We start from the raw sequence: 20,997 nt of genomic DNA, 5'->3' as shown, positions 1-20,997 counted from the left end.
GAATGCGGATCGCGGTCGTCGGGCCGGCCTTCCCCTACAAGGGCGGCGGCGCGCATCACACCACCGAGCTGGCGCACCGGCTCGCCGCCGCCGGCCACGAGGTGGTCGTCGAGTCCTGGCGGGCCCAGTACCCCGGGTTCCTGTACCCGGGGCAGCAGACGATCACCGAGCCGGAGGGCGAGCCGTTCCCGGACACGCTCCGGCGGCTCGACTGGCGGCGTCCGGACGGCTGGTGGCGCGCCGGCCGGTCGCTGCGCGGCTGCGACCTGGTCGTGCTGGCCGTCCTGAGCCCGATCCAGGTGCCCGCCTACCTGGGCATCCTCGCGGGGATCGGACGGCGGACGCCGGTGGTCGCGCTGTGCCACAACGTCCTGCCGCACGAGCGGAGGCAGTACGACCGTCCGCTGATGAAGGCGCTGCTGACCCGGGTGTCCGGAGTGCTGGTGCACTCGGAGCAGCAGGCGAAGCTGGCACGGACGCTGACGGCGCGTCCGGTGCGGGTGGCGGAGATGCCCGCGCACCTGCCGACCCCGTCGGGTGAGGTCGAGCGCGGGGACGGCGTCCGCGGGCGGCTGCTGTTCTTCGGGATCGTCCGCCCGTACAAGGGGCTGGACGTGCTGCTGCGGGCGCTCGCCGAGGGCCCGCCGGACGTGTCGCTCACCGTCGCGGGCGAGTTCTGGGGCGGTCTGGAGGAGACCGGGGAGCTGGTCGCGGCGCTGGGGCTGAAGGGCCGGGTCGAGCTGCGGCCCGGGTACGTCCCGGCGTCGGAGGTGCCGGGGCTGTTCGCGGCGGCGGACGCGCTCGTCCTGCCGTACCGGGCGGCGACGGCCTCGCAGAACGTGTGGATGGCGTTCGAGCACGGCGTCCCGGTGGTCGCGACCCGGGTCGGCGGGTTCCCCGACCAGGTCCGCGACGGGGAGGACGGCCTGCTCGCCGACCCCGACGACGTCGCCTCGCTCGCCGCCGCGCTCACGCGGTTCTACGAGCCGGGGGAGCCGGAACGGCTGCGGGCCGCGGTCGAGGCTCCCGACCACGGCCCGCTGTGGGACGTCTATCTCGCCGCGCTCACCGGCGCGGCCGGTTCCGGCGCCGCCACGGACGCCGCCACGGACGCCGCCGACGGCGCGGCTACGCCAGGTGCGGCTCCAGGACCTTGAGCAGCGCGCGCTTCGGCTTGGCGCCCACGATCTGCTCGGCCACCTCGCCGCCCTTGAACAGCAGCAGGGTCGGCAGGCCGAGCACGCCGAACCTGTTCGGGGTCTGCGGGTTCTGGTCGTAGTCCATCTTCGCGATGACGATCTTGCCGTCCTGCTCGGCCGCGATGGCGTCCAGCACCGGAGCGATCATCTTGCAGGGGCCGCACCAGTCCGCCCAGAAGTCCACCAGGACCGGGGTCTCGCTCTTGAGGACGAGCTCGTCGAACGTCGCGTCGGTGACCGTGATGGGGGCGCTCATGCTTGCTCCTTGGTGGGCCGGGGACCCGTCGTCTGCGTACTCGGGGAAAGCTCGGTGCGGGGCGGTTCATTCCCGTCCGGCAGATCTTTTCGCGCGTGGCGGCGGAGCGCGAACGCCGTTCCCGCGCCGATGAGGTCGGCGGCGGTCAGCAGCACGCGGGACGCGAGCGCGACGACGATCGGCGCGCCGGCGGGCAGCACCGGCGACAGGACCAGCACCATCACGGCCTCGCGCGCTCCGAGCCCGCCGGGGGCGAGGAAGACCAGGAGCCCGGCGACGAAGGCGAGCGCGTAGGCGCCGGTCGCGAGGAACGGCAGCCCCGCCCCGGACCCGCCCGCCGCCGCGGACAGCAGCCACAGGTGGCCGCCGAACAGCAGCCAGCCCGCGACCGTCCACAGGACGGCGCGGAGCGTGGACGCCACGCTCACCGGGTGCTCCAGCGGCGGCCTGCGGACGATCCTGAGGGCCAGGTTCAGGCCCCAGGTGACGATCTTCGGGTGCAGGCCCGCGAGCAGGACCGGGGCCAGCAGGAACAGCCACCAGTAGCGGTCCCGCGCCTCGGGGGACGTCAGCGGCAGCGTGATCGCCGCGACCGCCAGCCCGGACGCCGTGGACGTGGCGATCGCCAGCACCGTCGCGGAGAAGCTCCGCGTCCTCGGCACCTTGTACTCGTGCGCCATCTCGACCTGTGAGACGAGCACCCAGACCATGCCGGGGACGTACTTGCCGAGCCCGGAGACGAAGGCGATCCGGTAGGCGGCGACGATGGGCAGCCTCGACCCGAGGCCGATCAGGAACTCCCGCCAGCCGAGCATCCACGCGACCAGTCCGCCGAAGCCGAGCGCGAACGCCCCGAGCAGCGTGTACCAGGACATCTGCTCGAACGCGCGGACGGTGTCGTCCCACTGGGAGGCCAGCGACCACACGCAGAACACGAGCGCGAGCAGCAGCAACACGACGCGCAGCACGCGCATGGCGAGGGCCTTGGGAATCACGTCCCCAGCGTAGGGGACCCTCGCGACCACCCGCGGAAGCCCGACCGGCCCGGCCCTCCGGACGCGTGGAAACGCGTCGGGGAGGACGCGCGGACGCGCCGTGTATGCCGGGTATGTGGCGTACGGGGGACCCTACGGGCCGGGCTTCGTCTATAGGCTGGGGCCGATGAAGATCTCGGATGTGGTGGCCTTCGTGGGGCACCAGGTGCACGTGTGCCGGTACCGCGAGGCGGGGACGCTCCTCGGCTGGATGGGCGACGACCTGCGCGGCCGGAAGGTGCTCGACGTCGCGGGCGGCGACGGGTACTGGGCCGGGCAGACCCGCAGGCGCGGGGCGTACGCGGTCTCGATCGACCTGGCGCGCGGGAAGATGGAGTACGGCAAGTCGCTGGCGAACCCGCCCGCGCTGATCGAGTGCGACGCGCTGAAGCTGCCGTTCCACGACGGCTCGTTCGACGCGATCCTGTCGGTCTGCGCGATCGAGCACTTCGACGACGGCGGCACCTCGCTGGACGAGATGTCCCGGGTGCTGAAGCCCGGCGGGCAGATCTTCATGTCCGCCGACGTGCTCAGCCGCGCGGACGCCTGGCCGAAGCTGCGCGACGCGCACAAGGCCAAGTACCACGTCCAGCACACCTACACGCACGAGTCGCTGGCCGCGCTGATGGACGAGCGGGGGCTCGACCTCGTCCGGCACTCCTACCAGTTCCGGACGGCGGCGGCCGAGCGGCTCTACCTGTCGCTGTCGACGTACGGCGGCAAGGTCGGCTTCAACGCGGCGGCGCCGCTCGCGCCGCTGGTGGCCGCGACGGACGCCAAGGCCCCGAACGAGCGCGGCAGCATCGTGCTCGTCCAGGCCCGCAAGCGCGGCTGACCGGCACGTCTCGATCAACATCACGATGCTCGCGCGGGGGCGCGGGCGTCGCCGGGAACGACCGGTCCCATCGGCGTGCAAACGCGGATGAAACCCTCCGGGCGGGTCCGATCGGCGTAGGCTCGAATCGTCAAGAGTGATCTACGTCACGGGGGTGGGATCATGGTGATGGACGAGGTGTCCCGCGAGAACGTCCCACGCGGGAACGTTCCGCGCGAGGACCGGCCGCCACGGATCCTCGTGGACGCCACCGCCGTCCCCGCCGACCGCGGCGCGCTGGGCCGCTACGCCGAGGGGCTGCTGCGCGCGCTGCACGGGCTCGGGGCCGACCTGGCGATCGCGTGCCAGCGGGTGGAACGGGAGCGGTACGCGGCGCTCGCGCCGGGGGCGCGCGTCGTGTCCGGCCCGGCGGCGCTGGCGCATCGCGCGGCCCGGCTCGCCTGGGAGCAGAACGGCCTGCCGCGCGTCGCGCGCGAGGTCGGCGCGGACGTCCTGCACCTGCCGACCTACACGATCCCGGTGCACGCGGGCCTGCCGACGGTCGTGACGATCCACGACGTGACGCAGTTCGCCGAGCCCGAACGGCACGATCCGCTCCGCGCGTCCTACATCAGGTCGGCGACCCGGACGGCGGCGCGGCTCGCGACCCGGATGATCGTGCCGTCCCGGGCCGTCCGGGACGACCTGGTCCGGCTGCTGCACGCCGAGCCCGGACACATCGACGTGGCCTACCACGGCGTCGACCACGAGGTCTTCCGGCGGCCGTCGCCCGAGGAGGTCAAGAAGGTCTCGGACCGGCTCGGCCTGCACGGCCACCCGTACGTGGCGTACCTGGGCGCGCTGGAGCCCCGCAAGAACGTGCCTAACCTGATCCGCGGCTGGGTGCGCGCGTGCGCGGGCCGCGCGGACCCGCCCGCGCTGGTCCTGGCGGGCTCCGGCGGCTGGGACGACGAGCTCGACGCGGCGCTCGCGGTCGTCCCGACGCACCTGCGGGTCGTCCGGTCGGGGTATCTGCCCTGGTCACTGCTGCCGGGGTTCCTCGGGGGCGCGCTGGTCGTGGCGCTGCCGAGCCGCGGCGAGGGCTTCGGGCTCCCGGTCCTGGAGACGATGGCCTGCGGCGGGACGGTCCTGACCACGCGGCGCGGACCGCTGCCGGAGGTCGGCGGCGAGGCGGTCGCCTACACCGAGCCCGATCCGCCCGCGATCGCCTCGGCGCTGTCGTCCCTGCTGGACGCGCCGGACCGGCGGCTCGAGCTCGCCGAGGCCGCTTCGGCCCGCGCCGAGGGCTTCACCTGGGAGGGATCGGCCCGCGATCATCTGGACTCCTACGCGCGCGCCGTCGCGCAGTACGCGGCGTCGCACCCGTCCTGAGCCTGCACCCGTCCTGAGCTGTGCTTATGCCGGGCCCTTCACGGTGTGGAACGAGTCGTCGCGGAACGCGTTAGGCTCGCCCGACGATTGGTTTCGGACAGCGTTGAAGGAGCCCAGTGGAAGCGATCCTGCTGGTCGGGGGACAGGGAACCCGGCTGCGCCCGTTGACGATCTCGACGCCGAAGCCGCTGCTGCCCACGGCCGGGGTCGCGTTCCTGGCGCACCAGCTCGCGCGCGCACACGAGGCGGGTGTCACCCGGATCATCTTCGCTACGTCCTACCGGGCCGAGATGTTCGAGGCGGCGTTCGGGCGCAAGGCGCAGGGCGTCGAGCTGGCGTACGTCAGCGAGAGGCAGCCGCTCGGCACGGGCGGGGCGATCCGGAACGCGGCGGCGTCCCTGACCTCCGCCCCGGACGACCCGGTGCTGATCCTGAACGGCGACATCCTGTCCGGGCACGACGTCCGGGCGCAGGTGGAGCTGCACGACCGGACGGACGCGGCCGCGACCCTGCACCTGACGACCGTGGACGACCCGTCCCGGTTCGGCGTCGTCCCGACCGACGGGAGCGGCCGGGTGACGGCGTTCCTGGAGAAGGCGGCGCGTCCGGTCACCAACCAGATCAACGCGGGCTGCTACGTGTTCCGGCGGTCGGAGATCGACGCGATCCCGGAGGGCGAGGTGGTGTCGGTCGAGCGCGAGACGTTCCCGACGATGATCGCGTCCGGGGCGGTCGTGACGGGCTACGTCGAGTCCGCGTACTGGCTGGACGTGGGCACCCCCGAGGCGTTCGTGCGCGGCTCCTGCGACCTGGTCCTCGGCCGGATCGCCTCGCCCGCGATGCCCGGCGAGCCGGGCGACCGGCTGATCCTGCCGGGCGCGGTGGTGTCGGGCGGCGCGGTCGTCCGGGAGGGCACGACGGTCGGCCGCGGCGCGGAGATCGAGGCGGGCGCGACCGTGCTCGGCAGCGTCCTGCAGGACGGCGCGTTCGTCGCCGAGGGCGCGACCGTCCGCGACTCGGTCCTCGGCCGCGGCGCGCGGGTCGGGCCGGGCGCCGTCCTGGACGGCGTGATCCTGGGCGACGGCGCGAGCGTCGGGCCGGGCAACGAGCTGCGCGACGGGCTGCGGCTGTGGCCGGGCATCTCGCTGCCCCCGACGGCCGTCCGCTTCTCCAGCGACGCCTGATCCCGAATTCCCGGTGGCAGGATCATCCGCGAGGATGATCCTGCGTGATCAAGATCATCGGAATCTGGAGGGATGCGGAACATCCCTCTGGCCGGCGCCGCGGCGGCGCTGACCGTTCTCGCCGCACAGGGGCGCGCCACCGCGCGTCCCGGTGCCCCCTGCCAGGTGCCCCCACTCGACCCCGTCGCGCTGGAGGCCGCCGTCGCCGGGCCTCCGGATTCCGAGGTGACCGGCGCGATCCTCAAGGTGACCGGCCCGGCGGGGAACTGGCAGGGCGTCTCCGGGGCCGGTGACCTCGCGGCGAACGCCCCGCCGGCGCTCGCCGGACGGTTCCGGATCGGGGCTGTGACCAGGCTTTTCACCGCTGCGGTGGTCCTCCGGCTGGCCGCCCGGGGACTGGTCGTGCTGGACGAGCCGGTCCAGCGGTACCTGCCCGGTGTGCTGCCGGGGGCGTATCCGGAGATCACCGTCCGGCGGCTCCTCGACCACACCAGCGGGCTGCCGGACCCTGGTGCGCCGGGCGACGGCGACGCCGCGTGGTTCGTGGCGCACCGGCTCGACTCCTGGACGATGCGGGAGCTGGTCGCGAACGCCGTGCGCGGCCCGATGGCCGCCGGTCCCGGGACCGTCCAGCGGGAGAACCCGCTCGGCTACTGGCTCGCCGGGATGCTGATCGAGCAGGTCACGGGGCACGCGTACACGATCGAGGCGACGCGGCGGATCCTGCGTCCGCTGCGGCTGGCGGCCACGGTCGCGCCGGGCCGCCACGATCCCGACCTGCCCGTCCCGCACGCCACCGCTCATCTCGCCGTGCGCGAGGACGGGCGGACCGTCCTGCACGACGTGACCCGGCAGAGCCCGTGGCGCGCCGCCGACGGCGGGCTGATCTCCAACGCGCCCGACCTGACCCGGTTCGTGATGGCCCTGTTCCGCGGACGCGTCGTCCCGCCCCCGCACCTGGACGAGATGTTCCGCGTCCCGGACGTCCCGGACGTCCCGATGGGCGGCGGCCCCCGCTTCGGTCTCGGGCTGATGCGGATCACCGGCGCGAACGGCGTGGTGGCGTGGGGCCACACGGGCTCGCTCCCCGGGTACGCGACGGGGCTCCTGGCGACCCGTGATCTGAGCCGCGTCGTCGTGTACGCGCTGAACTCCCCGTCCGCCGACTCCGCCGAGCATGCCACCGGGATCATCGCCGCTACCTTCGGCGGCTGAAGAAACGGCTGGTCAGGGCCTTGACTGGCCGCTTCTGTCAGGGGCGTCGCATAGCGTGGAACGTGCTCGTCAGGGGAGGTTGGCATTCTGACGCGGGAGTGGCGGCCACCGTGGGCCGTCGACATCGGCCTGGTCCTCGGGCCGCACCGGCGCGGCACCGGTGATCCGGCGTTCGCCATGGACGCGGGCGGAGGGTACTGGCGCGCCGTCCGGACGCCCGACGGCCCCGGCACGGTCCGGCTGCGCCGGAGTTCCGACGTGGTCGAGGCCGCCGCGTGGGGTCCGGGCGCGGGGTGGCTGCTCGACACCGTGCCGGAGATGCTGGGCGCGGCCGACGACCCGTCCGGCTTCGAGCCGCGGCACGACGTGCTGCGCGACGCGGTCCGCCGCTGGCCCGGCCTGCGGATCTGCCGCACGAACCGGGTGTTCGAGGCGCTCGTCCCGGCCGTCCTGGAGCAGAAGGTGCTGAGCACGGAGGCGTGGCGGGCCTGGCGCTACCTGCTGCGCCGGTTCGGTGAGCCCGCGCCGATGCCGCGGGGCGGGGTCACCGACCGGGGCCGCGCGCTGGACCTGCGCGTCCCGCCTCCACCGGAGGTGTGGGCGCGGATCCCGTCCTGGGAGTGGCACCGGTCCGGCATCGAGGCCGTCCGGGCGCGGACGATCATCGGGGCGGCGCGGGTCGCGTCCCGCCTGGAACCGCTCCCCGGCAACCCGGGCGGCGGCACGGATGGCGGCACGGATGGAGGGACGTCCGACAACGCCGCCGAGTCCCGGCTCCGCTCACTCCCCGGGATCGGGGTGTGGACGGCGGCCGAGACCCGGCAGCGCGCGGTCGGCGACCCGGACGCGGTCTCGGTGGGCGACTACCACCTGCCCGGCCTGGTGGGCTGGGCGCTCACCGGGAGCAGGACCGACGACGACGGGATGCTCGAACTGCTGGAGCCGTACCGGGGGCACCGGCACAGGGTCACGCGCCTGCTGGGACTGAGCGGCGCGCGTCCGCCGAGGCGTGGCCCGAGGCTCCCGGTGCGGGACTATCGGAGCTTCTGACCGGGGTGGCCTGGGCGTTCGAGGTGTCCGAGGTGTCCGAGGTGTTCGGCGCGGTGCGCCGCGGCAGCCAGAAGGTGTCGCGGGCCCAGTCGAGGCCGTCGCGGGTGTCGCGTCCGAAGAGCGGGCCGAGGACGGCGAGGGCGGCGAGGGCGAGGATGACGTACATGAGAAGTCCTTTCGCATCCGAGGTGCTCGTGAGCCCTGGCCTGGGCTCGGACTTCCCGCGCGGGCGCGGAGCGGGGGGACGCCTTGCCGTCCCCCCGACCGCACTCACAGTTTGACCCCGTCCACTATTCAGGTCCAGCGACAGTTTCTTCAGCGTTCGTGTAAGAATCCCTTCACCATGTTGGATCTGGGCAGGTTGCGGGTGCTTCGCGAACTCCAGCGGCGCGGCACGGCGGGCGCGGTCGCGGAGGCGCTCGGGTACAGCCCGTCCGCGGTCTCGCAGCAGCTGGCGCAGCTCCAGCGCGAGGTCGGGGTGCGGCTGGTGGAGAAGGCCGGGCGGCGGCTGCGGCTGACCCCGGCGGGCGAGGCGCTGGCCGCCCGCGCGTAGAGCCTGCTGGACGAGGCGCGCGGGGCGGAGGAGGCGGCGCTCGCCGCGTCCGGGGGGCCGGTGCCGCTCGCGGCGCTGTCGGGAGAGCGGTGGGTTACCAGCCACCTCGGCACCAACTGCGCCGACCTGCTCGAGCGCGCGTGCGTGGACCTGGTCGGCTTCCATCCGGACGTCCGTTACCGCACCAACGACATCATGGTGATGTTCGCGATGGTCGCCCACGGCGGCGCGGTCAGCGTCATGCCCGACCTGGCGTTCGCGGAGCAGCAGCCCGGCATCGTCACCCGGCCGCTCGACGGCGAGCCGCTGCGCCGACGTATGGTGCTGTGGACGCGTGCGGGCGCCGACGGCCGGCCGTCCGTCCGGGCCCTGCTGGACGCGCTGCGCGTGTCGGCGGGCGACCTGGCCGGACGCCGTCCCGGCCTGGCCCGCGGGCCCCGCGTCCCGGCCGGTTCCTGAGGGCCCGGCGCGCGCGGGCCCGAGTCCTCGTCGGCCCCCGGAGGGACCGGCGACATTCCAAGATCCAAAACGTGGCCCCCGAACGCTCCGAGAATATGACGCTTGGCATAGAGTGCGCTCATGGACGTTGATCCCACGCGTGCCTCCGCCCCATCAGAAGCCGCCCTCCGCAGGGCGCTCGCGCGGGCGCGCGACGGCAAGACGCTCGACCCGACCGAGGCCACGATCCTGCTGCACGCCCGGGGCGCGCAGCTCGACGACCTGCTGGACCACGCCGGCCGCACCCGCGACGCGGGCCTCGCGGCCGCCGGACGCCCCGGCGTGATCACCTACAGCCGCAAGGTCTTCATCCCACTCACCCGCCTCTGCCGCGACCGCTGCGGCTACTGCACGTTCGCGACCGTCCCGCACCGGCTGGACGCTCCCTACCTCGGCCCGGACGAGGTGCTGGAGATCGCCCGGCAGGGCGCGGCGCTGGGCTGCAAAGAGGCGCTGTTCACCCTCGGCGACCGTCCCGAGGACCGTTGGAAACCGGCCCGCGAGTGGCTGGACGCCCACGGCTACGACGACACGCTCTCGTACGTGCGCGCGATGGCCGTCCGCGTCCTGGAGGAGACCGGCCTCCTGCCGCACCTCAATCCCGGGGTGATGACCTGGCGGGACTTCCAGCGGCTCAAGCCGGTCGCGCCGTCCATGGGGATGATGCTGGAGACGACCGCGACGCGCCTGTTCAGCGAGCGCGGCGGACCGCACTTCGGCTCGCCCGACAAGGACCCCGCCGTCCGGCTGCGCGTGCTGGAGGACGCGGGGCGCAGCAACGTCCCGTTCACCACCGGCATCCTGATCGGCATCGGCGAGACGTTCGAGGAGCGCGCCGACGCGATCTTCGCGATCCGGCGGACGATGCGGGAGTACGGCGCGGTGCAGGAGGTCATCGTCCAGAACTTCCGCGCCAAACCGGACACCAAGATGCGCGACACCCCGGACGCCGAACTCGAGGAGCTCGCCGCGACGGTCGCGGTCGCACGGCTCGTCCTCGGCCCGAAGGCGCGCATCCAGGCCCCGCCGAACCTCGTGGACGAGCAGTACCGGCTGCTGCTGCGCGCCGGGATCGACGACTGGGGCGGCGTCTCGCCGCTCACCCCGGACCACGTGAACCCGGAACGGCCCTGGCCGCACGTCGACGAGCTCGCCGCGCGCACCGCCGACGCGGGCTTCACCCTGCGCGAACGCCTGACGATCTACCCCGAGTACGTCCGGCGCGGCGAGCCGTGGCTCGATCCCCGGCTGGCCGGGCACGTCGCCGCGCTCGCCGACCCGGAGACCGGCCTCGCCCGCGAGGACGCCGTTCCCGAGGGCCGCCCGTGGCAGGAGCCGGACGGCGGATTCACCTCGTCCGGACGCACCGACCTGCACGTCTCCATCGACACCGAGGGGCGCGCGTCCGACCGGCGCGAGGACTTCGACTCCGTCTACGGCGACTGGGACGCGGCGCGCGAGCGCATCGCGTCCGCTCCGCAGCGCTTCGACACCGACATCAAGGCGGCGCTGGCCGCCGCCGAACGCGACCCCGGCGGCCTCTCCGACGACGAGGCGCTCGCCCTGCTCCACGCGGACGGCCCCGAGCTCGACGCGCTCACCCGCCTCGCCGACGACCTGCGCCGCGAGGCGGTCGGCGACGACGTTACCTACGTCGTCACACGGAACATCAATTTCACTAACGTCTGCTACACAGGCTGCCGGTTCTGCGCGTTCGCGCAGCGCCGCACGGACGCCGACGCCTACACGCTCTCCCTGGAGCAGGTCGGCGACCGCGTGGACGAGGCGTGGGCCGCGGGCGCCACCGAGGTCTGCATGCAGGGCGGCATCCACCCCGACCTGCCCGGAACCGCCTACTTCGACCTCGCGCGCGAGGTGAAGCGGCGCGCACCGGAGATCCACCTGCACTCCTACAGCCCGATGGAGGTCGTCAACGGCGCCGCGCGCACGGACCTGTCGATCCGCGAGTGGCTGACGGCGGCGCGGGAGGCGGGCGTGGACTCGCTGCCCGGGACCGCCGCCGAGATCCTCGACGACGACGTCCGCTGGGTGCTGACCAAGGGCAAGCTGCCCGCCGACCAGTGGGTCGAGGTCGTCACGACCGCGCACGAGCTGGGCATCCGCACGACGTCCACGATGATGTACGGCCACGTCGACACGCCCGCGCACTGGGTCGCGCACCTTCGGCTGCTGCGTTCGATCCAGGAGCGGACGGGCGGCTTCAGCGAGTTCGTCCTGCTGCCGTTCGTGCACCACAACTCGCCGATCTACCTGGCGGGACTCGCCCGTCCGGGGCCGACCGTCCGGGAGAACGTCGCCGTCCACGCGCTCGCGCGCGTCCTGCTGCACGGCGCGATCGCCAACATCCAGACGTCCTGGGTGAAGCTCGGTGACGAGCTGTGCGCGCGCGTGCTGCGAGGCGGGGTCAACGACCTGGGTGGGACGCTCATGGAGGAGACCATCAGCCGCATGGCGGGTTCGGAGAACGGTTCCTTCAAGGCCATCAGCGAACTGGAGGCCATCGCGGCGCGCGCGGGCCGCCCGGCGAGACAGCGCACGACGCTCTACGGCGTCCCGACGGCCGAACGGAGGGAAGCGGCCCGTCGGACCGACGGCATCGGTCATTTCGGGCAGGCGACGGTCCGGGGTGCGAGCGGTCATCAGCCGCGCACACTTCCGATTGTCACTAAATGAGCACTGGGGCGGTGCGGAGGATGACAATCGTCCTCCGCACCGCCCCAGGACTAACCACCTACTACCGCCCGACTAACAGGCCGTCCCGCGAGGTTCTAGCGGACCTCGATGAACGCCTCCGGGGAACGCGGCGGACGCTGCCGCGGCGGGGCCGCCGCGTGGCCGACGCCCACGGCGCCCATCGGGTCCCAGTCGGCCGGGATGCCGAGGGCGTCGCGCACGACGTCCCGGCAGAACATCGTGGACGACACCCAGCACGAGCCGAGGCCCTGCACGGCCAGCTGGACCAGCAGGTTCTGCACGCCCGCGCCCGTCGCGACCACGAACATCTCGCGCTCGGCCGTCGACCGGCGCTCGTCCGGGTAGTCGTGCGAGCCGTCCATCACCAGGCACGGCACGACCAGGTACGGCGCCCGCCGCAGCACGTCGCCGCGCTTGAGCCGCTTGGCGATCGACTCCTCGGACTTGCCGTCCCGGCGCAGGTCGGCCTCCCACGCGTCGCGCATCGCGTCCAGCAGGCGGGTGCGCGACTCGGCCGACTCCAGCAGGACGAACCGCCACGGCGTCGTGTGGTGCGGCGCCGGCGCGGTGATCGCGGCGGCGACCGCGTCACGGACGGCCCGCGGGTCGACGGGCTCGTCCGTGAACTCGCGGATCGTGCGCCGCGCGTACAGGACGTCCCTCGAACCGAACCGGAACATGTCCTCCTCCGGGGACCGCACCAGGGAACGCGCGCCCGGACCGTCGTCGTCCGTCACCAGGTCGCTGAGGCCGCGCACGACCGCGACCGGGACGCCCGAGACCTTTCCCTTGGCCAGCTCTCCTGCCGAGGCCAGCTGGTCGATGACGGCCGTGATGGTGGCCTGGAGGGGGTTTCCGTAGTTGTCGGTGCGTCCGCGGAAGTCGTCCAAGGGGGAGATGCCGGCAGCGCCGATGGCGTTGTCGATCAGGCCCTCCCGCCAAGGGCGGCCCATGGTGTCGGACACGATGACCGCCACGTTCGCACCGGTCAGCTCACGCACGCGCGCACGTATGCGCCGGGCGGACGCGTCCGGGTCGACGGGCAGCAGAAGGACGGTGCCGGGCTCGGTGTTCGACGCGTCCACGCCGGCGGCGGCCATCACGAGCCCCTGCCGCGTCTCGACGATGCGCGTCTCGCCGCGCTCGTGCGTGCGCCGGGCGACGACGCGGACGGTCTCCGCGTCGATCGCCTTCTCGCGGTCGTCCGCGACGAGCACCCGGCCCTCCGCCTTACTGACGATCTTGGACGTGACGACCAGGACGTCGCCGTCCTCGACCAGGTCCGCGGGGATCAGCGCGGCGATGTCGGAGCCCTCGCCGATCTCGGGCATCCCGGGCACGCCGAACACCTGGAAGCTCATCGGGCCAGCTCCAGGGCCAGGTCCAGCGCCGCCTGCGCGATCGCGCGGGTCGCCTCGGGGTCGCTCATCAGCAGCGGCCGCGAGCGGACCTCCATGCCCTCGACCGTGACGTCCTTGTCGGCCTCGTCCACGAGCCAGCCGTCGACCAGGTCCGGTCCGTAGTGCTCGGCGACCGCCCGCGCGGACGTCTCGACGCCGATCGCGGTCAGGCACGCGTCCGCCATGCCGCGCACGGGCGCGCCGCCGATGATGGGCGACACGCCGACGACGGTCTTCGCCGCGACGGCGTCCCGAATGCCCGGGATGGACAGAATCGTCCCGATGCTCACGACCGGGTTGGACGGCGGGAACAGCACCACGTCCGCCGCCTCGATCGCCTTCAGCACGCCCGGCGCGGGCTTCGCCTCGTCCGCGCCGACCGGCGCGATCGACACGGCCGGCAGCGACGCCCGCAGCCGCACCCACCACTCCTGGAAGTGGATCGCGCGGCGGCCCTGCTCCGGATCGTCCACCACGACGTGCGTCTCGACCTGGTCGTCGGTCATCGGGACCAGCCGCACGCCCGGCTTCCAGCGGTCGCACAGCGCCTCGGTCACCGCCGAAAGGCGGTACCCGGCCGCGAGCATCTGCGTCCGGACGATATGTGTCGCGAAGTCACGGTCGCCCAGTCCGAACCAGGACGGGCCGACGCCGTATTCGAGCAGTTCTTCCTTAACGGTGAAACTTTCGTCTCGCCGTCCCCAACCTTGTTCCTCGTTGATTCCGCCGCCGAGGGTGTACATCACGGTGTCCAGGTCCGGGCAGACCCGCAGCCCGAACAGGGAGATGTCGTCCCCGGTGTTGCCGATCACGGTGATGTCGGCCTCGGGGGCGGCCGCACGCAGTCCGCGCAGGAAGCGGGCCCCACCGATACCGCCCGCCAGCGCCACGATCTTCATGTTTCCAGCCTAGGGCTTGGTGTTCACAGCCCAGGGCGCCGAGGGGCGCCGCCCACACGCCGGACCTCCCCGGCCGCGCAACGCGCCGCCCGGCCCGGGGCTGGGAGAACGCCCATCGAATACGTGGTCGAACACGGTCTTCGACGGAGGCCCGCTGCGGGCATGACGTGCCTGGATGTGCGAAGCTTTTTGTGAATCCGGAAAACGTAACCGTCACCACCGGGAGATGTCACCGTGAACAAGGAAGCCGTCCAGCGCCTGCGCGAACCGGCAGCCTGGATCCTGCTCGCGTCCGCGGGTGTCCAGTTGTTCGCGGGCATCGTCGCACTGTTCGGGCGGGGCCCGTTCACCTTCCACGCCCTGAACGAGACCGTCGGCGGAACGTTCACCAACGTCGCGGTCACGGGCATGCTGGCGTTCGCCGTCTGGCTGGTGACCTCGCGTCCGGAGGGCCCGACCCCGCAGGCCCGCACGATCGTCGTCGGCGCGCTCGGCGTCCTCGGCGGAATGGCCCTGATCGGCCTGATCTGCTGGCTGGCGTCCATGTTCACCGGCTCCGAGTACGCGACGGCCGTCGGCAAGCTCTCGGCGTTCCTGTACGGCGCGGCCAAGCTCGCGGTGATCGGTCTCGGTGCCTGGTACGTCCTGACCATCCTCCAGGGCATGCAGCCGACGCGTCCGGCCGGTCCGCCCGCTCCTGGCCAGTACCCGGGCTTCGGCTACCAGCCCGGCGGCGAGCAGCAGCAGGGCGGCCAGCAGCCGTACGGCGAGCACCAGGGTTACGGGCAGCAGCAGTACGGCCAGCAGGGTTACGGCGAACAGCAGGGCTACGGCCAGCAGCAGGGCCAGGCGCAGGCGCAGGTGTACGGCCAGGAGCAGGCCCAGCAGCAGTACGGCCAGGCGGGCTACGGCCAGCAGGCCGCGTCGCCGCAGTACGGCCAGCAGCAGGCGTACGGCCAGCCGGGCCAGCCGGGCCAGCCGGGCCAGCAGGGCCAGCCGGGCGAGCAGGGTTACGGCCAGCAGGCCGCCTACCAGCAGCCCGCCCAGGCGGCCTCCCAGCCCGGCGCGGAGCACCAGCAGGCCGCTGAGCCCCAGACGTCCGCGGACGAGGAAGAGATGGGCGAGTGGACGCGCGCCTACGGCGGTGGCCGGGGCACCGGCGAGCAGCCGCAGGCGGGTCACGAGGGGCAGTACGGTCAGCCCGGTCAGGCGGGTCAGCCCGGTCAGCGGCAGGGCGGATCCGAAGAGGGCGGCGACTGGTACCGGGACAACCGTCCGCCGCAGTGACGCCTTGAGATTTTCCGATCTTTCATTCGCTGAGGTCGGCGGGGTGTGGGCGCACCTCCACGCAGGAGCAAAACCGCGTTGAACCCGCGTGCGTCATCTCCCAAAAAACCCTCTTTGCCCACTTGGAAACTCGTTCGGCTTGACGGAGCGGGCGCTACACGCGTGTAATTTCGTCGGTGTAGTTCAATGCCTTCTCGGGGGATGGAGCCTGGGGGAAGGCATCGACCAGGGGGGCTCCACGGGCTAGGAGGTGCGCTGTGAGCGAGGTAGTGATCCCGCTGGCGCACGGCACAGACGGCGAAGAGATGGGCTGGCAGGAGCGCGCCCTGTGCGCGCAGACGGACCCGGAGGCGTTTTTTCCGGAGAAGGGCGGCTCCACTCGCGAAGCCAAGAAGGTGTGCCGCGCATGCGAGGTTCGGGCGGAGTGTCTGGAGTACGCGCTACAGCATGACGAACGTTTCGGAATTTGGGGTGGACTGTCGGAGCGTGAGCGCCGCAAGCTGAAGCGCCAGGCCGTCTGACCGCCGCCTTGACCGCCGGGCTCCGTCGCCGGCGGTCGGGTCGGCGGATCATCACGCGCCCCACGGGCCTCGGGCCCGCGCACCGCTTCCCTGTGCCGTCCGCGGCACGGTGCGGGCATCGATCCGGGGCGCGTGCGGCGGGATGAGAAGGACGGAAAGTGCGACGGCGCGGATCTCCGCGCCGTCGCTTTCTTCTGCCCTGGTCACGGGCGAATAAGGAGGTTCTCGGGCGAAGTCGGGCGGCTGCGCCTAGAGTGGTCCGCCGTGTCGGCCCCGGGGCGCCGGCGCGGGGACCCGCTGCCGACCTTGGAGCGATCACCTTTTGCCCTCCCCACTCGACCGGCACGCCGTCACCGCCGTCCTCGTCACGCACGACGGGGCGCGATGGCTGCCGGACGCGCTGAAGGCACTGCTCACCCAGGCGCGCCCCGTCCAGCGGCTGGTCGTCGCCGACACCGGGAGCACCGACCGCGGTCCGGACATGGCCGCGGAGGTCGTCGGGCCCGGCGCCGTCCTGCGGCTCCCGCGGACGACCGGCTACGGCGAGGCCGTGGCCGAGGCGCTACGGCATCCGTCCGCCGCCGCCGCCCCTGCCGCCGCCCCTGCCGCCGGCCCTGCCCCTGAGGCGGATCGGGTCGGATGGGTGTGGCTGCTGCATGACGACTCCGCACCCGCGCCCGACGCGCTCGCCCGCCTGCTGAAGGCCGCCGACGCGGATCCGCGCATCGGCGTCGCCGGCCCCAAGCTGCGTGACTGGACGGACCGGCGCGTCCTGCTCTCCGCAGGGGAGACCATGGACGCCGCGGGGCGCCGCGACACCGGCATCGACCACGGCGACTTCGACCAGGGCCAGCACGACGGCGACCGCGACGTCCTCGCGGTGAGCACCGCCGGGATGCTGGTCCGCAGGGACCTCTGGGACCGGCTCGGCGGCCTCGAGACCTCGTTCGGGCTGTTCCGAGACGACGCCGACCTCTGCTTCCGGGCGCACGCCGCCGGGCAGCGGGTCGTCGTCGTCACCGACGCGGTCGTGTTCCACGCGGAGGCGGCGCGGCGCGGAGTCCGGGAGATCGCGGTGTCGGACGCGCCGATCCGCCGCCTGGACCGCCAGAACGCGCTGCTGACGCTCCTCGCCAACCGTCCCGCGCGGGCGCTGCCCGGGACGTGGGCGCGGATCGCCTGGTCCACGGCGCTGCAGATCGCGTGGATGCTGCTGCTGAAGCGTCCGGAGGCCGCCAAGCAGGAGTTCGGTGCGTTCATGGCCGTTCTGCGCGCGCCCATGCGGTTGTGGCGTGCGAGGCGTGTGCGATCCGAAGGGCGTAGGCACGCCCACAGATACATCCAGCGAAGCTTGATGGCGCATGGCGTGGCTCGAAGACGTGCTTACGAGGCGCTGCACATTTGGCTCGCCAAACGGGATGCGCGCAGAGCGGCAGAACGCGAAGAATCTCCTCCAGAAGACACCAGTCGACGTGCGATGCTTCGGCGTTTCCTCACGCGTCCGGGCGTTTTGCTTGTCTTCGTGCTCACTGTCGTCGCATTGGTGGCAGAACGGTCACTGATCACCGCTGGATCCCGTCTAACGGGTGGCGCATTGGCCGCTCCTACGGGCGGTGCGTCCGACTTGTGGGCCGCCTATGCGGCGGGCTGGCATCCGACCGGTCTCGGCACCGACGCTGGGACGCCGCCATGGGTGGCCGCTCTCGCCATGGTGTCCACGCTCGCGTTCGGCAAGCCGTGGCTGGCCGTGAACGTTCTGCTGCTCGGCACCGTCCCGCTGGCTGGGGTGACCTCCCTGATCGCCGCCCGCCGCTTGATTCCACCGCGGACGCCCTATCGCGCCGCCCTGCGCCTCTGGGCCGCGGGTACCTACGCCCTCCTGCCAGCAGCCACCGGGGCCATAACGGACGGACGGCTCGGCACATCCGTTGTGATCGTGCTGCTGCCACTGATCGCCCTGCTTGCACACCGAGCCCTCACGGACGCGGTGGATAAGCGGGCTTCCGGACGTGCCGCCTGGGGCACGGCACTACTTCTGGCCATGGCGATGGCGTTCGTCCCGTTGGTGTGGCCGCTGGTCGTGTCGGCTGCCGTTCTGGTCACGGCCCCTCGGGGACTGCCCGTGGATCGGGGCGCGCGCAACATGCTGATCGTCGTGGCCGTCCCGCCGCTGATCCTCGGCCCCTGGTCACTCGGACTGCTCCTGCATCCGTCGCGCTTTCTGCTGGAGGCCGGGACGCTGCCGACCGGGCGCGCGCCCGCGTCCGCCGCCGACCTGCTCGGACTGGTTCCAGGTGGCGGCCCCGCAGTCTCGTGGGCTGCTGCGGGGCTCGCCGTGGCCGCATTCGTGGCGCTCCTCGTGCGCGAGCGACGCACGTTCGTCGTGACCGGGTGGGCCCTGACCCTTTTCGGCCTGCTGATGGCGATCCTCTTGAGCGGCCTCACCGCCAAGTCCGGCGCGGACAGCGCGCCCTACTGGCCTGGCGTTCCGTTGGTGTTCGCCGGGGGTGGGGCATTGGCCGCCGCCTCGGTCGGTGTCCGCCGCGCGGCATTCGCCGTCGCCGGGACCGGCCGCGTCGTGCGCATAGGGGGAGTGATGTTGTTCGCCGCTGCGTGCACAACGCCTGTGCTCGCCGCCGCCACCTGGGTCGTGGACGGCGTGGACGGACCGCTGAGCCGATTCAACCCCGATACCGTCCCGATCTTCTTGCACGACTCCACGGGCGCGCGCACGGTGGTGCTGCGACACGAACCGTCCGGGCGGGTGGATTACACCGTCCTGCGTGGCGCGGTCCCCGGACCGGCCGAAACGTCTGTGCCGGACGACGCGTCCGCGCGCAGGCGCCTGGATGCGCTCGTCTCCGGGATCGCAGGTGGAACGGACACCGACGAGGCCCCCGGACTCAGCGCCCTGGGCGTCCGGTACCTGCTGGTCAGGAACCCGGGCACCGACCCGCTGACGCCCGTCCTGGACGCCTCGCCCGAACTGAACCGGCAGAGCCGCACGGCCGACTTCGCCAGCTGGGAGGTCCGCGCCCCCGCAGGACGCCTCACGCTCCAGGACGGTCAGACGGTCAAGATTCTGCCCGGCGGCACCCGCGCCGCGCGCACGAGCGTCCGCGTCCCGCCGAGCACTGGCCCCCGGACGCTCACGGTGGCCGAACCCGACGATGGCGGCTGGCATGCCACGCTGGACGGACGTTCCCTGAAGAGCCATGCGGTGAACGGCTGGTCGCGCGCGTACGAGATCCCGGCCACGGGCGGGACGTTCGTCTTGTCGCACAGCATGCTCACACGGCAGATCTGGGTCGGCGTCAAGGGCCTGTTCGTGCTGGTCGTCCTGATCCTGGCCCTTCCCGGGGCCCGCCCGGACGAGTCGCCCCTGGCGGCGGCCGAGAACACGCGCTCGCACGCGCGCAGGGCCCCGACCACTGTCGCCACAGCGCTCCGGCGCGCGACACGTCAGATCCGCCAGAAGCCCGACGAGCCCATTGGCCGACGTCGCCGGTCAGCGGCCCACACCAGGTCGCGCCATCTCGACGAGGAGCCGTCGTGAAGCTCGAACTCGGACTGTTCAAGAACAGGTACATCGTGGCCGCCGCCGCTCCCGTGGCCATGGCCGCGCTCTACGGAACGGCGCACGTGACCCGTCCCGGAGCAGCGCGCATGGCAAAGCCTGTCCAGGAACCGATCAAGAGCGTTGTCATGGCCTGTCCGGGTGGAGAAGCCGGACGGGTGGGCGTTCAAACAGCGCCCATCCCGAACGCGCGCGGACGAGTCTCCATCGAAGGACCGCGCACGGCCATGCTCACGTCCCCCGGACAGCACTGGACCAGCGACGTCAAAGGCCGGAACAAGCCCGCCGTCGTCGTCCGCGCGGACGGAGACCTGGCCGCGGGCCTGTCCGCACGCTGGACGACCCTCTGGACACACGGACGCGACCGGGGCGTCGCCGCCGCCCGCTGCGTCCAGCCGGGCTTCGACCAGTGGTTCCTGGGGCCCGGGCCACTGGCCGCCGAAGATCTCGAACTCCACCTCACCGACGTGGACGACACCCCCGCGTCCGTGGACCTGAGCGCGCTTTCGGGCGAAGGCCCCCTCGACACGCTCGACGGCCAGGGCGTGGCGGTCGCCCCGCACAGCACCCGTGTTGTCTGGATCGGACAATCACGGGAGGGTTTGGGGGCGGTCGTCCAGGCCGCGCGCGACCTCGCCCTGAGGGTGCGGGCCACGTCCGGACGCGTCGCCGCGGCCCTCCGCGTCCGGGTCTCCCCGGGCCGCGGAATCGACTGGGAACCCGTCTCGCCCACCCCCGCGACCTCGCTGGTGCTGCCGGGCGTCCCGAGCGGGCCGGGTGATCGAAGACTGCTGGTCGCGGTACCGGGAGAGGCCGGCGCGAAGATCCGCGTCCGGCTCGTCGGCCCGGACGGGACCGTGACGCCGAACGCCCAGGCACAGGACGGCGCCTCGTCCGGGCGGCCACGAACGATCACGACGTTCGACCTGCGCGGGACACTGGCAGGTCGTCCGGCCGCGATCCTGGTCGATTCGGACAAGCCCGTCGTCGCCGGGTTCACCGCCACGCGCGGGCCCGACGTGGCCTTCGGAACCGCGACCTCGCCCCTGGGGCCGGGCACCGGGCCCGGCGTCATCCCGGACGCCCGGCTCGGCGGGGGCCTGATCCTGACCGCGCCGACCCGGACCGTCACGGTCACCCTCATGCCCGTGGGCGGCGGGGAGCCCCGGACCCTGGCGGTCCCCGCGGGACGGACGGTCGAAACGGCCTATTTCCTGCCCGGGACGCGTGGACTGGCCGCAACCGGCCTCCGTGTCGACGCCGACGGCCCCCTCTACGCCGGGAGCGTCCTCGTCACGTCCGGGCTGGTCACGGCGGAACCCGTGCCCCCGGCACCGCTCGCCCAGATGCTCCCGCCCGCGCATGACTCACACCACACACTGGACTGAGAACCGCTACGGAAC

General features: G+C 72.8%; 17 protein-coding genes. 13 read left to right on the top strand and 4 right to left on the bottom strand.

The annotated features are described in order from the left end of the window. The first annotated feature begins 2 nt into the window (after window positions 1-2). Entirely contained in the window at window positions 3-1,157 is a 1,155-nt protein-coding gene (locus tag EBO15_RS04920) for a glycosyltransferase family 4 protein (protein WP_122193095.1), read from the top strand. Here EBO15_RS04920 and trxA read toward each other — a convergent pair. Further along, a complete protein-coding gene (trxA, locus tag EBO15_RS04915; RefSeq protein WP_122193094.1) occupies window positions 1,129-1,455 on the bottom strand; it encodes a thioredoxin in 327 nt (108 codons plus the stop codon). The two genes, EBO15_RS04920 and trxA, sit on opposite strands and share 29 nt — an antisense overlap. Then, window positions 1,452-2,450 (bottom strand): lysylphosphatidylglycerol synthase transmembrane domain-containing protein, encoded by a 999-nt coding sequence (locus tag EBO15_RS04910; protein WP_233615958.1) that lies wholly within the window; start codon window positions 2,448-2,450, stop codon window positions 1,452-1,454. Before EBO15_RS04910 ends, trxA begins: the two co-directional genes overlap by 4 nt. A gap of 166 nt (window positions 2,451-2,616) precedes the next feature. On the opposite strand from EBO15_RS04910, the gene EBO15_RS04905 reads away from it, so the two are divergent. From EBO15_RS04905 to EBO15_RS04870, 8 genes are all read left to right on the top strand, one after another. Continuing rightward, complete coding sequence (locus EBO15_RS04905) at window positions 2,617-3,324, top strand: class I SAM-dependent methyltransferase (protein ID WP_122193172.1); 708 nt, start codon at window positions 2,617-2,619, stop codon at window positions 3,322-3,324. A 162-nt stretch (window positions 3,325-3,486) separates the two neighbouring features. After that, complete coding sequence (locus EBO15_RS04900; RefSeq protein WP_233615957.1) at window positions 3,487-4,695, top strand: glycosyltransferase family 4 protein; 1,209 nt, start codon at window positions 3,487-3,489, stop codon at window positions 4,693-4,695. A 116-nt stretch (window positions 4,696-4,811) separates the two neighbouring features. Further along, window positions 4,812-5,879, top strand: coding sequence for a mannose-1-phosphate guanylyltransferase (manB, locus tag EBO15_RS46725; protein WP_122193092.1), 1,068 nt, complete (start codon window positions 4,812-4,814; stop codon window positions 5,877-5,879). Window positions 5,880-5,951: 72 nt separating this feature from the next. Then, the gene (locus EBO15_RS04890) at window positions 5,952-7,094 is read left to right on the top strand and encodes a serine hydrolase domain-containing protein (RefSeq protein WP_122193091.1); all 1,143 of its coding nucleotides are present in this window, start codon (window positions 5,952-5,954) and stop codon (window positions 7,092-7,094) included. A gap of 177 nt (window positions 7,095-7,271) precedes the next feature. Next, a complete protein-coding gene (locus EBO15_RS04885; RefSeq protein WP_233615956.1) occupies window positions 7,272-8,144 on the top strand; it encodes a DNA-3-methyladenine glycosylase family protein in 873 nt (290 codons plus the stop codon). Window positions 8,145-8,487: 343 nt separating this feature from the next. Next, on the top strand, window positions 8,488-8,697 hold the full coding sequence (locus EBO15_RS45765; protein ID WP_233615954.1) for a helix-turn-helix domain-containing protein: 210 nt from the start codon (window positions 8,488-8,490) through the stop codon (window positions 8,695-8,697). A gap of 3 nt (window positions 8,698-8,700) precedes the next feature. Then, window positions 8,701-9,156, top strand: a complete 456-nt coding sequence (locus EBO15_RS45760) for a LysR substrate-binding domain-containing protein (RefSeq protein ID WP_325051869.1) — start codon at window positions 8,701-8,703, stop codon at window positions 9,154-9,156. Window positions 9,157-9,276: 120 nt separating this feature from the next. Continuing rightward, window positions 9,277-11,889 carry a bifunctional FO biosynthesis protein CofGH gene (locus EBO15_RS04870; protein ID WP_122193088.1) on the top strand — a complete coding sequence of 871 codons (2,613 nt, stop codon included), beginning with the start codon at window positions 9,277-9,279 and terminating at the stop codon, window positions 11,887-11,889. 95 nt (window positions 11,890-11,984) lie between these two features. Here the strand turns inward: EBO15_RS04870 and EBO15_RS04865 are convergent, their stop codons facing one another. Both EBO15_RS04865 and cofD read right to left on the bottom strand, forming a co-directional pair. After that, the gene (locus EBO15_RS04865) at window positions 11,985-13,271 is read right to left on the bottom strand and encodes a coenzyme F420-0:L-glutamate ligase (RefSeq protein ID WP_122193087.1); all 1,287 of its coding nucleotides are present in this window, start codon (window positions 13,269-13,271) and stop codon (window positions 11,985-11,987) included. Further along, window positions 13,268-14,209, bottom strand: coding sequence for a 2-phospho-L-lactate transferase (gene cofD / locus EBO15_RS04860; RefSeq protein WP_122193086.1), 942 nt, complete (start codon window positions 14,207-14,209; stop codon window positions 13,268-13,270). The genes EBO15_RS04865 and cofD overlap by 4 nt, the downstream gene beginning before the upstream one ends. Window positions 14,210-14,443: 234 nt before the next feature. On the opposite strand from cofD, the gene EBO15_RS04855 reads away from it, so the two are divergent. From EBO15_RS04855 to EBO15_RS04840, 4 genes are all read left to right on the top strand, one after another. Then, a complete protein-coding gene (locus EBO15_RS04855; RefSeq protein ID WP_122193085.1) occupies window positions 14,444-15,496 on the top strand; it encodes a hypothetical protein in 1,053 nt (350 codons plus the stop codon). Between the two features lie 305 nt (window positions 15,497-15,801). Next, window positions 15,802-16,017, top strand: coding sequence for a WhiB family transcriptional regulator (locus tag EBO15_RS04850; protein ID WP_153537861.1), 216 nt, complete (start codon window positions 15,802-15,804; stop codon window positions 16,015-16,017). A 322-nt stretch (window positions 16,018-16,339) separates the two neighbouring features. Then, entirely contained in the window at window positions 16,340-19,573 is a 3,234-nt protein-coding gene (locus EBO15_RS04845; RefSeq protein ID WP_122193084.1) for a glycosyltransferase family 2 protein, read from the top strand. After that, window positions 19,570-20,982, top strand: coding sequence for a DUF5719 family protein (locus EBO15_RS04840; RefSeq protein WP_147481380.1), 1,413 nt, complete (start codon window positions 19,570-19,572; stop codon window positions 20,980-20,982). The genes EBO15_RS04845 and EBO15_RS04840 overlap by 4 nt, the downstream gene beginning before the upstream one ends. Window positions 20,983-20,997 lie beyond the last annotated feature (15 nt).

Source organism: Actinomadura harenae (assembly GCF_003696215.1).
In the GTDB taxonomy this organism is placed as follows: Bacteria; Actinomycetota; Actinomycetes; order Streptosporangiales; family Streptosporangiaceae; genus Spirillospora; species Spirillospora harenae.
The sequence above is the reverse complement of the archived record's forward strand: the minus strand, read 5'-3'. Positions and strand labels throughout refer to the sequence as shown.